Origin of the sequence: Paenibacillus sp. BC26, from assembly GCF_900116125.1 — a bacterium.
GTDB classification, from domain to species: Bacteria; Bacillota; Bacilli; order Paenibacillales; family Paenibacillaceae; genus Paenibacillus_Z; species Paenibacillus_Z lignilyticus.
In genome coordinates this window covers 33,908-47,280 of record NZ_FPAD01000005.1, presented here as the reverse complement: position 1 = coordinate 47,280, position 13,373 = coordinate 33,908, and the positions used below count along the sequence as shown (strand labels likewise).

At 52.7% G+C, this 13,373-nt stretch carries 13 protein-coding genes; 1 reads left to right on the top strand and 12 read right to left on the bottom strand.

The window, feature by feature from the left end; all coding sequences use genetic code 11:
* Nucleotides 1-89: 89 nt before the first annotated feature.
* From BM412_RS26365 to BM412_RS26350, 4 genes are all read right to left on the bottom strand, one after another.
* The gene (locus tag BM412_RS26365; RefSeq protein ID WP_143111708.1) at nt 90-974 is read right to left on the bottom strand and encodes a helix-turn-helix domain-containing protein; all 885 of its coding nucleotides are present in this window, start codon (nt 972-974) and stop codon (nt 90-92) included.
* Nucleotide 975: 1 nt separating this feature from the next.
* Complete coding sequence (gene rlmH, locus BM412_RS26360; RefSeq protein WP_091224693.1) at nt 976-1,455, bottom strand: 23S rRNA (pseudouridine(1915)-N(3))-methyltransferase RlmH; 480 nt, start codon at nt 1,453-1,455, stop codon at nt 976-978.
* A gap of 3 nt (nt 1,456-1,458) precedes the next feature.
* Nucleotides 1,459-1,626, bottom strand: coding sequence for a CxxH/CxxC protein (locus BM412_RS26355; RefSeq protein ID WP_090980575.1), 168 nt, complete (start codon nt 1,624-1,626; stop codon nt 1,459-1,461).
* A 147-nt stretch (nt 1,627-1,773) separates the two neighbouring features.
* On the bottom strand, nt 1,774-3,171 hold the full coding sequence (locus tag BM412_RS26350; RefSeq protein WP_091224692.1) for a S1C family serine protease: 1,398 nt from the start codon (nt 3,169-3,171) through the stop codon (nt 1,774-1,776).
* 127 nt (nt 3,172-3,298) lie between these two features.
* Here BM412_RS26350 and BM412_RS26345 point away from each other — a divergent pair, with 127 nt between their 5' ends.
* Nucleotides 3,299-3,520, top strand: coding sequence for a hypothetical protein (locus tag BM412_RS26345; RefSeq protein ID WP_091224691.1), 222 nt, complete (start codon nt 3,299-3,301; stop codon nt 3,518-3,520).
* On the opposite strand, the gene BM412_RS26340 is transcribed toward BM412_RS26345, so the two are convergent.
* The 8 genes from BM412_RS26340 to BM412_RS26305 all read right to left on the bottom strand — a co-directional run bounded on the left by BM412_RS26340 (nt 3,489) and on the right by BM412_RS26305 (nt 13,315).
* On the bottom strand, nt 3,489-4,295 hold the full coding sequence (locus tag BM412_RS26340; protein ID WP_091224690.1) for an MBL fold metallo-hydrolase: 807 nt from the start codon (nt 4,293-4,295) through the stop codon (nt 3,489-3,491). The genes BM412_RS26345 and BM412_RS26340 overlap by 32 nt on opposite strands.
* Nucleotides 4,296-4,369: 74 nt before the next feature.
* A complete protein-coding gene (gene yycI / locus BM412_RS26335; protein ID WP_256256604.1) occupies nt 4,370-5,068 on the bottom strand; it encodes a two-component system regulatory protein YycI in 699 nt (232 codons plus the stop codon).
* A gap of 53 nt (nt 5,069-5,121) precedes the next feature.
* Complete coding sequence (locus BM412_RS26330; RefSeq protein WP_091224688.1) at nt 5,122-6,798, bottom strand: YycH family regulatory protein; 1,677 nt, start codon at nt 6,796-6,798, stop codon at nt 5,122-5,124.
* Nucleotides 6,795-8,630 (bottom strand): cell wall metabolism sensor histidine kinase WalK, encoded by a 1,836-nt coding sequence (gene walK / locus BM412_RS26325; protein WP_091224687.1) that lies wholly within the window; start codon nt 8,628-8,630, stop codon nt 6,795-6,797. The genes BM412_RS26330 and walK overlap by 4 nt, the downstream gene beginning before the upstream one ends.
* Nucleotides 8,627-9,382 carry a response regulator YycF gene (gene yycF / locus BM412_RS26320; RefSeq protein WP_091224686.1) on the bottom strand — a complete coding sequence of 252 codons (756 nt, stop codon included), beginning with the start codon at nt 9,380-9,382 and terminating at the stop codon, nt 8,627-8,629. Before yycF ends, walK begins: the two co-directional genes overlap by 4 nt.
* 194 nt (nt 9,383-9,576) lie before the next feature.
* Nucleotides 9,577-11,082 (bottom strand): M23 family metallopeptidase, encoded by a 1,506-nt coding sequence (locus BM412_RS26315; protein WP_091224685.1) that lies wholly within the window; start codon nt 11,080-11,082, stop codon nt 9,577-9,579.
* A gap of 133 nt (nt 11,083-11,215) precedes the next feature.
* Nucleotides 11,216-11,881, bottom strand: a complete 666-nt coding sequence (locus BM412_RS26310; RefSeq protein WP_091224684.1) for a hypothetical protein — start codon at nt 11,879-11,881, stop codon at nt 11,216-11,218.
* Between the two features lie 147 nt (nt 11,882-12,028).
* Nucleotides 12,029-13,315, bottom strand: coding sequence for an adenylosuccinate synthase (locus BM412_RS26305; protein WP_091224683.1), 1,287 nt, complete (start codon nt 13,313-13,315; stop codon nt 12,029-12,031).
* Nucleotides 13,316-13,373 lie beyond the last annotated feature (58 nt).

The following is a 13,373-nucleotide window of genomic DNA, read 5'->3' as shown; positions in this document are numbered from 1 at the left end:
GTCTTTATACTAACAGGCTTCCGACGCGGCTCATTGAACAAATGCGACAAAACAAAAAAAGCATTCTCCCGTGGAAGGCGGGAAATGCTTTATTGGTACATGATCGGTTTATAGAACGTCTTAGCCTTGTATTCGTTGAAATGCCGAGCCAATTCGGGCTGTATTTCGGTGCCAAAAAATTGCTCAGGCGTGCAGCCGGCCAAAGACTTGAATTCGCGGATGAAATGCGCGTGATCGCTGAAGCCGCAAGCCTCGACAATATCAAGGTAGCCAAATCCCGCTTTCCTGAGCCGGATGGCATGTTGGAATCGGAGAATGCCGGCAAACTTTTTGGGCGATATGCCGATCCGCTGATTGAACTGACGTTCCAGGGTCCGTTTGTTGACAAAAAATTGCTTGGCAAGTTGATCGACAGATATGCTGCCGTTCTGTTTGCTGATTTGTACAGCGAGGTCCAGGAGCAACTTGTCCTCCCGTTTATCTTTAAACATCGCAAGCAAAAAGTTGTTCACCGCGGCGATTCGTGCGGCGGCGCTTTCAGCTTCTTGAATGCGTTGCTCCATTTCCTCGACGGCCTGTGGCGGGAATATCAGCTTCAAGTCCGTGTTGGAATCCAGAAATTCATGGATTGGATAGTCGACAAATTGCAGCAAGCCGCCTGGCTTAAAACGGACGATAATCGTGCCGATGGCTCCCGTGCTGACATATTCCCGGAACGTCGTTTGCATACCGGTAATGCCGCTTGTACTTAGTTGCTTGGTTGTACCGGCTTCCACGACGGACATCGTTTTACCATATTGAATACCGATGACCGTCATTGCAGTAGGCAGTACCTTGACTGGGCTACGGTTGGCGTAGTTATTCCGGCTTAAATCTTCCTGGATGAGCAGGCTATCGACATAGGCGCTCAAGATGGGAGATGGCGGAAATTCCAAAAACATAGCGCAGACCCCCTTTAATGCTGAAGATTTCACCCTACTTATGGTACGGTTCCCCCCGGTTAATCTTCACCGCCCGGTACACCTGCTCCAGCAGCACCAACCGCATGAGCTGGTGCGGCAAGGTCATGCGCCCGAAGCTCAGCTTCTGCTGGGCGCGCTTCAGCACGGCGGGTGCGAGGCCGTTGCTCCCGCCAATAACAAAAGCCACGTGGCTCCGCCCATACGTGGCTAAATGATCGAGCTGGCCGGCGAGATCCTCGCTCGACCAGAGCTCCCCATCCAGCGCCAGCGCGATCACATGCGCGTCCGGCTTAATAACCGCGAGCAAGCGCTCACCCTCGCGCTCGCGAACAATGGCTTCCTCGGCGGCGCTCATCGTCTCGGGCGCCCGCTCGTCCGGCACTTCCGTGAGCGTGAGCTTCACGTACGGGCCAAGACGCTTCGCGTATTCGGCGATGCCGAGCACGAGATATTTTTCCTTCAGCTTTCCGACAGCAGCAATTTGAATATGCACCGGCTACACCACCAAATACTCGGCAATGTGATCGCACAGCTCGCAAGTGGCCGGCGCTTCCCATTCCGTGAACTTCGTCGTCACCAAATCCACGATATCCGGTGCATCCTCGTATTCATCCACAAATTTATCAATCGCCAGCTCCACATGCTCTTTACATACACAATACATCTGCCAGATCCCCCAATTGTAGTCTGTTTCCTAGTATGCCTTGCCCCATCCCTACAACCCCAAATCCACGCAAAGAGATCAGCTCGTCGTAACGCAGGCCCGCACCTTCCGAGCCTGCACGAGCTGATCCGCTTCGCGACTATACCGTTATTCTTCCGTCTTCTCCGCCAGCTTAAACGTTGTCGTTTGCTTCTTGCCGTCACGGTAGAAGGTCACTTCAATCTCGTCGCCGATCGTCTTCTTGCCGTACAAATATTTGCGCAGCTCCATCGTGCTGCTAATGGATTCGTTGTCGAGCTTCACGATGACATCGTTAAACGCCAGACCCGCTTCCTCCGCCGGACCGACCGCTTGCAGCACGATTACGCCCTGCTTCACATCATCCGGCAGCTTCAGATCGCCTTGCGGCATCATCATGCCTTCGTCTTCTCCGCCAACGGCACCATCGCCGGACTTCGAGCCTTCCTCCGTGGACGGCTCCTGATCCGCGTCGCCTGCGCTGCCATCATCATCGCCATGACCTTGAGCTGCAGCCGATTGCTGCGCCATATACAACCCTAGATCCATCGTATACACGCCCAGATAAGGACGCTTCACTTTGCCATACTCCAGTAAGCTTTGCACAATTGGCATCGCAATATGCGAAGGAATCGCAAAACCGACGCCCTCCACGCCATACTCCGCAATCTTCATGCTATTGATACCGACCACGTTGCCGTCCAGATCGATCAGCGGACCGCCGCTGTTCCCTTGGTTAATGGACGCGTCGATTTGAATAACTTCCTGTTCCCAGTCGTAGTTGCCGTCTTGGCTGAGCGACACCGGAATGATCCGTTTCGTCTTGCTCACAATCCCCATCGTAAGCGAATCGCTAAGTCCAAGCGGATTTCCGATCGCCATCACCCATTGACCGGCGCGCAAGCCTTCGGATTCCCCGAATTCGGCTACCGCATCAATGCCGTCCGCATCGATCTCCAGCACAGCCAGATCCGTAATCGCATCAGTTCCGACAACCTTCGCATTCCGCGTTTCGCCATTGCTGAGCACGGCTTTTACCGCAACGGCATCCTGGATAACGTGATTGTTCGTAATGATATGCGCCTTGCCTTTGACCTTTTCGAAAATAAACCCGGAGCCCAGAGCCGCTTGCTGCAGCTCAGGAGAGACGTCTCCACCATCAGTACCTGCCGCATCATTACCCTCGGTTGCATCATTTTCAGGCTGAGCCTGCTCATTGATAATACTGACGACAGCCGGACGCATCTTCGCCGCGGCCGAGATCGTTTTCTCAAGCGGATCATTGCTCAAGCCCACATTAGTCACGCCTGCAACAGCGGATACAGAACCTTCACTGCGGTCAAAACCCGTAAATAAACCAAACACCAGCACAGCAGCCAGTGCGCTAACCATCGAAGAAGCTACAGCTACGCGTACAGGCGTCCAGCGGATGCCGCTCCCGCGCTTGCTAAACGAAGCGTCACGGCCCGTAGACCGAATACGACGCGATACACGTGTTGAATAGAAATCATCATCAAACAAGCTCATCTATAATCGCTCCTCTCGATGTCACGCTGACATCAAGACCATTATTTTACGAATCTAGGAATGATATCGGTAGAACGGTCTACAATAATAATAGAATAATAAACAAATAGATGAAGGAGCGAATCTCATGAAATCCAGAAGTTCCTCGGCCCTTGACCATCTTAATCTCGTAGCCAAGCTTGCCGACCTCAAAGAGGATCATTACCGCACCCTGCTAACTCTCAGCGCGATGACTGAGCTGCTCATGGATAAAGGCATTCTCACCCCGGACGAACTTGAACGCAAAATCGCTTCGCTTGATTCCGAGCTGGACGAGCTTATCGTCGGCGCACTTCATCCCATGCCGTAGGCCGGTCATGGAACGTTTCGCGCAGCGGATGCTCATCGCGCTTGAAGAAGAAACCGTTGTTCTCCAAGATGCCGTTCACCGTCAGCTTAGCCAGATCCATCAAATTGTGATCCAAGCTAAGATGCGCCAGATAAACCCGCTTCGTTCGATCCGTCATCAGCTGGCATAACGCTTCTCCGGCTGCTTCATTGGACAAATGCCCGATATCGCTGAGAATGCGCCGCTTAATGTTCCACGGGTAACGCCCCATCCGCAGCATGTTGACATCATGGTTCGACTCCAGCACCAGCACATCGGAATCTTCTATCATGCGCCTTACTTTGTCGCTAACATAGCCAAGGTCTGTGGCCAGACTCAGCTTGACATCATCATCTTCAAAAACATACCCGACCGGCTCGGCCGCATCATGCGAAATCGCATACGATGTCGTCCGCATAGCGCCGAACTTCGCGGTTTCGCCTGTCTCCATAATGACACGCTGCTCGCTTGTTATGGTGCCGACATGGCGCTCAAGTGCGCCCCATGTCGCTTCATTCGCATAGATCGGCACATTGTGCTTCCTGGCAAACGCACCAAGCCCTTTTATATGATCGGAATGCTCATGCGTCACGAGAATCGCATCGATTTCATGACCGGCGACGCCCCGCTCCCGCATGAGCTCCTCGAGCTTCTTCGCACTTAAACCCGCATCAATAAGCACGGTCGAATCTTCGCACTGCACGATCGTGGCATTACCTGTCGAACCGCTCCCAAGTACCGTAAATCGAAGTCCCATACTTCTTCTAAACCTGCCCTTTCCCCTGCTCCCCAAACCCGCCGATCGTTCGGCGGGACACTGCGAAACCCCACTTATTCCGTCACAACTTCTCCGCTGATTGCATTCATGTAGTACTGTCCGCCATCTTCCAGCAGCACGCGCCATGTCGGCGCCGAAACCTGTGTATTGGAGTCGAAAATCTGGCCGTGATAGCCCAGCTTGATCTCCCCTATGACTGCCCCGTTCTGCAGTTGATTCTCAATTAAGCTTGTCACCACTTTAGTGGCCGACAGAACCGACTGCGAGGTCGAATTCTGTGGCGGCAGCAGCTCGACAAGGTCCTGCCTGTACGCCGTAATCTTCTGATTGCGGTAATCATAATAAAGCTCAAGCTTGGCATCGAACATCGGGCGCCCTTCAACCATCCGGTACAAAATAAACTCATCTTCATGTACCGTACCCAGCGCATAATTCTCAAGCTCCGGGATAATGCCGCCGAGACTCGCCTGCAGCTCTTTCTCCTCGAACACCACTTTACTGTCTACCGGTTTCTTCAGTTCGTGGCGCTCACCTTTGCCGAGCTTGGTTTGGATGCGGTAGGTCAAATCCCGCAGCTCGGGAGTTTCCGAAGGGATGCTTGTTCCGAGCTTAATCTTCTTCTCTTCCATAAGCGCCTGCGTTTCCGGCCGCAAATCGCTCACATCCGCGCTCGTTCGCAGCCCCTCCCGGATATTGGACCAGAGCTGATACCCAAGCACGAGATTCAGCAGCAAAAATGCAAAAATCAACACACTTTTCGCCCTGCCCCAATCCATCCCTTCATCTCCTTCGACTGTAGCCCCGCTTACGGCTGCTCCGCTGCAGCGTCGCCGTCTCCACTACCCACATGGGTCGCTTCTCCGCTCACAGCAGCGGTAATATCCGCAGCGGCAGGCGCGCCTGCCATATCGCTATCCGCGGGAACGGCATTTCCGGTTCCTTCACTTGAGCCCGTGCCTTCACTGGCATTCGCTCCCGCATCGATTCCATTTTTCTTTTCACTTACATTCGTGCCATTAAGGCTGATTAAGCTGCTGATATGTCCGGATAATGGTCCGCCGCTCAGCTGTGCAATACCGCTGGAAGCCGCATTATCGCTCGGTTCATCGTTCATGTTTCCGGTGCCGCCGGTATTGCTCGTCTTCTGAAGCGGCGCACCGCCCGGCTCACCGGGCATCGGCTTGTAACCGCCCGGAATCGCTTGAAGCAGGTTCTCCTGGGTGCCGTCTACGAGACGGACAGCCCAGATTGGCTCCAGCTTCATTACATTCTTCTCGGTTGATATCGCCAGCAGCGCAGGATAGATCGCAGTCACTTCCAGTCTGCGATTGTAGTTCTTAAAGGCGTTCTCCAGCATATCGCCGCCGGGCAGCCAACGGATGTCCCGTTGCTGTGCCTTCTTCTGCAGCGTGAGCAGCGAACGTTCATACTCCGAAACAACGCCTTGCTGCAAACGCAGCCTCATGCTGCCGAACATGAACGGCTCCTGAGGTATAATCGGATACGAGCCGTAATACTGCTGGAATCGCAGTACCTGTACACTCTCGAACGTACCCGCATGCGTGAAGCGGTGCAACCCATCCCAGCCGCCGTGCTTGTTAATGAACTGAATGGCTGCATATACGTTCTGACTCTCGTTATCGTCTTGGCCTTGCACCGATACGGGATCGGTATAGCTGATCCATCGTCCGTTCTGTTCCACCTGGAGACCGCGCTTGCCATCCGTATAGATCTGCGAGCCGCCTTGGTCGCTGATTACCCGCGTAACGCCGGGATCAAAGAACAAATACTGCTGCATTTGTTCCGGTGAATACGTATCGTAACCCACGGTCAGCTGCATCGACTCCACAGGTCCATCCGGCGTATAAAGATCATCGCCGATTTTCCGATAGTTCGTCTGATATTCCCCGTAACCGACATACATCTGAACGTCTTGCGCCGTTAAATCCGCTTTCACCGATTCATACACGGTCAAGCCGTCGCTGCTGAAGAAATACGTTCGGATTTCATCCCGATCGCTGCTTTTATAAATCCAGATCCGGTTGACGACGTCATCCATAAACGTCGCATCGCCTTCCAGCTTCAATACTTTACTTAACAGCTCAACCGGAACGCCGCGCCCGAACCGCAGTTCAAGCCCTTCATCGCGATTGCGGATTTCATCCCAATCGACGACGACTGCCGCGCTCCGCTGGAAACCTTTAAACTCACGGCTCTTAATCTTGCCGAAGATCAAGTTATAGAAATTCGAGGCCGGGTACAGGAGCGTATGTTTTCCTTTGCCCAGATGCAGAACCATGTCTTCCGGAAAAATAACGTTCTCGATCTTCTCCTCTTGCCCCATGGGCTCGGCCGGCACATAATCCTGCTGCGGTGTCGTTGTTACGCCGAGGCCGGGCATGCTGTATGCGAGCATATAGCTTTGAATCAGACTGAGAATAACGAGCGCTGTGAGCACCGCGGTCTTCAGCTTGTCCATCATGCGCTCTCACCTCCGCCGACCTGCACAGGCAGAATGACCGTTACCGTCGTTCCTTCATTCAGCTCGGAATCAAGCGCAATGGAGCCGCCATGTGCCTTCACAATTTCCCGGGCAATGGACAAGCCCAAGCCGGTACCGCCCATATTGCGCGAGCGGGCTTTATCGACCCGATAGAATCGGTCGAAGATACGGCCAAGGTCCCGCTTCGGAATACCGATTCCCGTATCCTTCACGCTAATGGCGACCGAAGCCGGCTCAAGTCGGCGTGCCGCAATTTCAATGCGCCCGCCGTCGAGCGTGTATTTAATCGCGTTCGAGACGAGATTATCAAGCACCTGATCGATCTGGTCTCGATCGAGCCAGATGGATGTAATCGAATCTTCTACCCGAACCGACGCCTTAATCGCTTTCTTCCGCAGCTGGAAGGAGAAGCGGTCAGCCACTTCCTCCAGCATGTCCGGCACATTCGTCTGCTGCCGACGCAGCGGAGCTTGATTGGAATCCAGCCGCGATAGATGCAGCAGATCCGTAACGAGACGAATCATCCGCTCGGTCTCGTTCCGAATAACGCCGACGAATCGCTGACCCAGTTCCCGCTCATCCATTGCGCCGTCATCGAGCGCTTCCGCATAACTCTTGATCGTCGTGAGCGGCGTGCGCAGCTCATGCGATACATTCGCAACGAACTCGCGCCGCGATTGCTCAAGCCGCTCCTGCTCGGTGACGTCCTGCAGCACCGCAATCGTACCGCTGATGCCTTGATCCCGGCGATGAATCGGCGTCAGCGTTACACGCATCAGCTCTTCCTCATCGCCATCGGCCTCCAGATGATAGAGAATAGCCGAAGGCTCATTCCCTTTCTGCAATCCCGTCAGCTGCGCTTCATCCATGCCGAACAAGTCGGTTAGTCGAATGCCCTGGCAATCTTCCCGGCGCAGCATTTCCTGCGCCCGTCGATTCGTAATGATAACGACGCCGCGCTCGTCGGCGGCTACGACCCCGTCGCTCATATTGGCCAGAATCGAAGAAATCTTCTCTTTCTCTTCTTCCGTGGCGGACAGAGCATCGCGCAAGCGCATCGTCATATCGTTAAACACTTCGCTTAATCGGCCGATCTCGTCATTGCCGAGAACCGGTACCTGCTGGTCAAACCGACCTTCCGCAACGGCCGCGGCCTGGCGGGTCAGTGCTTTTATCGGGTTCGTAATCGTATGGGCGAGCAGAATGCCGAGCACGCCCGTCAGACCAAGGGCGAAGAGCATCCCGGACATGAAGATCCGGTTAATCCGATCAACGGTCGAATAGAGCTCCTTCATCGATGCGACCAGGTAGATCGCACCTACCGTTTTCTCCCCATCCACAATCGGCTTGGCAATGATCTTCTTGCGCAAACCGTCCTCATCGATAATTTCCTCTTCGTTATCGCGAATCCCCTGCAGCGCCCGGCTGACAGCCAGCGAGGTATTCTTCTTGCCGATATAGGACTGATGCGCCTGCATGGAGGTGGCTAACACCTTCCCGCTTGCATCCAGAATTTGAATTTCAGCCTCGCTGATGCTGAACAAACTGCTAACAAGCACCCTGAGATACTCCTCAGTCGAGTTCTCATCCGTGGTGCCTGTCTTGTCCAACCGATTGGACAGCGTTTGCGCCGATAATTTAGAGAGCAGATTAGCCTGCTCGTTCATGTTATTCGTAAACGTCGATGTCAGTGAGGTCTTCATCGTACTGATGAAATAGACACCGATCAGCTGCATCGCAATAAGAATCAGCAGCACATAAATAATAATCAGTTTAACTTGAATGGTTCGGAAAAACCGTATCCCGTTCATCCGTACCCGAACCCTCCGGATTTCGGATTACGCATCAAGTAACCCAGCCCGCGGCGTGTCAAAATATATTCCGGCCGGCTCGGATCATCCTCGATCTTCTCCCGAAGTCTCCGGATCGTAACATCCACCGTACGGACATCACCGAAATACTCAAACCCCCATACCGCCTGCAGCAAATGCTCGCGCGTCATTACCTTCCCGCAGTTGCGGGCCAAATAATAAACGAGCTCGTATTCACGGTGCGTCAGGTCGAGCGGCTCATTGTCTTTATAGACGACATACATATCCGTATCGATAAACAGGTTGAAAATCCCAAGCCCCTGCTTGTCCTCGGCAGCCGGCAATGTGCCGTTGCCTGCTGCAGCGGCCGCAGACGAAGAAGCATCGTTCTTCTGGCGACGCAAATGCGCTTTCACTCGGGCAAGCAGTTCGCGGGTACTGAACGGCTTCGTGACGTAATCGTCGGCCCCAAGCTCCAATCCAAGTACTTTATCCAGCTCGGTATCTTTGGCTGTCAGCATAATGATCGGCGTTTGCAAACGCGCGCGCACTTCGCGGCACACATCCATGCCATCCTTCACCGGCAGCATCAAATCAAGCAAAATTAAATCCGGCAGCTCCTCAAACGCGAGTCTTACCGCTTCACCACCGTCGAAGGCGCAAATGACTTGATAGCCTTCCTTCTCGAGGTTGAATTTTATAATGTCCGCAATCGGTTGTTCGTCATCAACGACTAATATTTTTCCGTGCATCGCTACACCGCCTGTCGCTTAGCAATCTTCCTCTATTCTACCATAGGAAGTGTCTGAGTTCCCAATGAAAGTTCCCTCATATGAGGGGAGAATTGGTCGAATTCCCGCGTATTTTGTGACTTTCCTCTGAACGCAAAAACACTGCCGGGCCATGAAGGCCGAGCAGTGTTTCGCAGCGTCTGCGCTTGCTTCGCTTACAGGTACTTAAGCGGGTTTTGCAAAGCGCCGTTCTTATGAACTTCAAAGTGCAAATGCGTGCCGAAGGAGTGACCGGTATTACCCATAATGCCGATCCGTTGACCCTTCTCAACCGTCTGACCACGCTTGACGGAAATTTTGCTAAGATGGCCGTAAACTGTTTCATAGCCGTTATGGTGATTGATGATGATACAATTGCCAAGCCCCGGACGTTGACCGGTGAAGCTGACTGTACCGTTATCTGCTGCCATAATGTTTTTGTTACCCACCATATCAACGCCGCGATGCAATGTTCCCCAACGTTGACCGAAGCTGCTGGTGAGACGCGCGCCGGTTACCGGCCAGCTGAAGCGGCCGCTGCCTTCGCTCAGTGTAACCTTCGTTCCTTTCATCACAATCGCCGGAACGGATGGCTTCAGAACGACTTCGCTGATCAGCTCTTCGCTCATCAAGTAACCATTCTGCTTCACCAATCGATATACCAATTGCTTCTTGCCGCTTTGGCCTTGGCGAATCACCTTCGACTGGCCGGCTTTCATATTACTGTTCTTCTGAACGACCGTAGCCGGTTCTATGGATTCGGTTTCCGTCACATTCTCGACCGTTTCAACCGTCACTTGCGGCTGAAGCACCGTCAGATCCAGCACGTCTCCGACTTTAATCATATCCTCTTTAATCCATTTGTTGCGTTCATAGATGACCTGAGGCGAGATATCGAACTTGTGTGCGATACAGCCGACGCAGTCTCCTTCTTGAACCGTATACGAAGTCGGTTTCACAGTCCCTTTAATTAGCTGCAAATAGAGCTGCTCGGGATCCGCGATGTCCGTAGGTTGAACTTCTGCTTCTTTAGTCGCAACCTTCTCGACAAATTTCACGGATTTCAAGGCCGATTTGGATTTCAAGCTGCCGTCAGCGGAGTAAGACAATGCCGTAACTTCCGCTTTGCCTGCTTTCACCTTCGGCGAATATTTACCTTCTACCCGCTTAAGCAGCGCTGTCGCCGTCGCCTTGTCCTTCACAACACCGACCCGCTTGCCGTCTACGATTAGCTCTACACCTGTAGCATGTGATGCAAGCAGCCCTTCAAGCTTCTGCAAAGTCGCTGCTGAATCCGGTTTGGCATTGTAAGCGCTTTTATCGCTGTATGTGATCGTACCTGCGTCAAGCACCATATGTATGCCTGCGTTTTTCTCCTGCATCTGCTTCTCTTTGCTGCTAATCAACTCTTTAACCTGGGTCTCTGAGCCTACTTCTCCGATTAGCTTGCCATTATGATAAACTTCGACATAATCTACGGTGTGTGCTTGTACATAATGACTGCCGCTAAAACCTGCAATCGTCAATAAAGCTACTGCGCCTACTGCAAGAAATAACGGCTTCTTGCTCAGTAATCGGTGCTTCGTATTGCCTTGCGTGCTATTTGGGTTGACGGTCCGAAAAGTCTGTCGGAACGAGTTCCATACCTTCCGGATTCGACCCCTCTCATTAAAAAAGGCCATGATCGTCTCCTTTTCGCGTTATGGTTCATAACTTTGTTGGGATTCGACAATGTAAACCTACATTGTCAGGCTACGATTTCTACTTTATCATAACGCTGCATTCCGATTCAACCAAACGACCTTGGGCTTGACATTAATATTTGCTCAGAATTGCCAGCATTGCGTCGTATTCTGTCCGATCTAGGTATTGCGCCATGAGCTGTTGGACCTGGGTCAATTCCGCGTCTGTCAGCCCTTCTTCCATCAGATTCGATATGTTCTGCCATGCGTCCTGAGGAAGCTTCGTCATCATCGTATTGAACAGCTTTTCTTTGTCGGCGTCGCTGATTTGCGATTTCGCTGCATTGATTTCTTCTGTCGTCATGGCAACCTCGTCATCCGTTGAAGAAACAGCGCCGCTGCCCGCCTTCGTTCCGGTCCCGCCTCCGATATCGCTTAATTCGCCGCTCGGAGTCTGCTCAAAAGCATCCACCGACGCAGGAGAATCGCCGTCCGTTTTCGTATCATCCTTCGTACTCGATGTTTGCCCGTCGCCACTGCCTGTTTTGACGTCCGCATCTTTGTCCTTCGGGTCCGATTCCGCCGAATTGCCTTTTTGCTTCACAACCGGGTCCGCTCCCCATAACCCGCCCCAAACTCCATTCAGCGCAAAAGGTTTCTGCTCAAGCGGCACATTAAACTGCTTCAGCAGCGTCTCGACGTAACTGTTCACGATATAACCTGTCGTCCAGATGGATAGAAAACTGATCAGCAGTCCCGCCGCGATTGTTTTCGCCAGCCACCCTGTCATTTTCCACATGATAATCACCCTCCTATGCAAGGGCATTTTCGCCCATACTTCTTAGTATGGGCACGCAGCTGCGGAACCATTCATAATCGCATCCCCTAAATTGGCAGAAAAAAAAAGAGGACCGCGATTTCTCGCAGCCCTCTGGATCGATATGGATTAACCGTAGATCGGTACAACCGGATTCGTTTGCTCGCGGTTGCGTCCAACGGAGAAGATCGCAATTGGAATGCCCGTAAGCTCGGATACCCGCTCCACATAGCGACGCGTGTTCTCCGGCAGATCCGCCAGCGTCTTCGCGTTCGAGATATCTTCGCTCCAGCCCGGCAGTTCCTCGTAAACCGCTTCGCACTCGGAGATCAGCTTCAAGCTGGCCGGATAATGCGTAATGATTTCGCCGCGCAGTTTGTAGCCCGTGCAAATTTTAACCGTTTCAAGACCGGAAAGCACGTCAAGCGAGTTCAAGGACAGGCCTGTAATCCCGCTAACGCGGCGCGCATGGCGGACAACAACCGTATCGAACCAGCCTACGCGGCGTGGACGGCCGGTAACTGTACCGTACTCATGACCTTTCTCGCGGATCCAATCCCCGATCTCATTATTGAGCTCAGTTGGGAATGGACCGTCACCAACACGCGTAGTGTACGCTTTGGCAACGCCGATAACTTGTTGGATCTTAGAAGGTCCAACGCCGGAACCGATACAAACGCCGCCGGCTGTCGGGTTCGAGGAAGTCACGTACGGATAAGTGCCTTGGTCGATATCAAGCATTACGCCTTGTGCGCCTTCGAACAGAATGCGTTTGCCTTCATCGATCGCATCGTTCAGCACAACGGAAGTGTCCGTTACGTAAGGACGCAGCGTTTCGGCATAACCCAGGTACTCGGCAAGAATAGCGTCAGCGTCAAGCTTCTCACCGTTGTAAACTTGCTCGATCACTTGGTTCTTCTCAACGATCATGCGGCGAAGCTTCGCTTCGAACTCTTCCGCATCGAGCAGGTCAGCGACGCGAATCCCGTTACGCGCTGCTTTGTCCATGTAGCAAGGGCCGATGCCTTTGCGAGTCGTACCAATCTTGTTATCGCCTTTACGCTCTTCTTCAAGACCGTCAAGCACGAGGTGATACGGCATGATCAGATGAGCACGATCACTGATTTTCAGATTCTCGGAAGAGAATCCATTGTCATGTATATAGTTAATTTCATCAATCAGTGCGGACGGATTGATAACCATACCGTTACCGATGACGCACACTTTATTTTCGTTGAAAATGCCCGATGGAATCATCGTGAGCTTATATTTCTTGTTGCCGATCATAATCGTATGACCTGCGTTGTTTCCCCCCTGGTACCGGGCTACAACATCAGCACCGTCCGCCAGAAAGTCGGTGATTTTTCCTTTGCCTTCGTCTCCCCACTGGGTTCCGACTACAACTACCGTTGACATGGATATACCCCCATTACAAGTTTTGCGCGCGTTGCAAATAAACAACATAATAGCTACC

Coding starts and splice junctions, on each gene's coding strand:
- BM412_RS26355 (WP_090980575.1), bottom strand. CDS start 1,626: ATGTATTGTGTATGTAAAGAGCATGTGGAGCTGGCGATTGATAAATTT.
- BM412_RS26350 (WP_091224692.1), bottom strand. CDS start 3,171: ATGAGCTTGTTTGATGATGATTTCTATTCAACACGTGTATCGCGTCGT.
- BM412_RS26345 (WP_091224691.1), top strand. CDS start 3,299: ATGAAATCCAGAAGTTCCTCGGCCCTTGACCATCTTAATCTCGTAGCC.
- BM412_RS26340 (WP_091224690.1), bottom strand. CDS start 4,295: ATGGGACTTCGATTTACGGTACTTGGGAGCGGTTCGACAGGTAATGCC.
- BM412_RS26330 (WP_091224688.1), bottom strand. CDS start 6,798: ATGATGGACAAGCTGAAGACCGCGGTGCTCACAGCGCTCGTTATTCTC.
- walK (WP_091224687.1), bottom strand. CDS start 8,630: ATGAACGGGATACGGTTTTTCCGAACCATTCAAGTTAAACTGATTATT.
- yycF (WP_091224686.1), bottom strand. CDS start 9,382: ATGCACGGAAAAATATTAGTCGTTGATGACGAACAACCGATTGCGGAC.
- BM412_RS26315 (WP_091224685.1), bottom strand. CDS start 11,082: ATGGCCTTTTTTAATGAGAGGGGTCGAATCCGGAAGGTATGGAACTCG.
- BM412_RS26310 (WP_091224684.1), bottom strand. CDS start 11,881: ATGTGGAAAATGACAGGGTGGCTGGCGAAAACAATCGCGGCGGGACTG.
- BM412_RS26305 (WP_091224683.1), bottom strand. CDS start 13,315: ATGTCAACGGTAGTTGTAGTCGGAACCCAGTGGGGAGACGAAGGCAAA.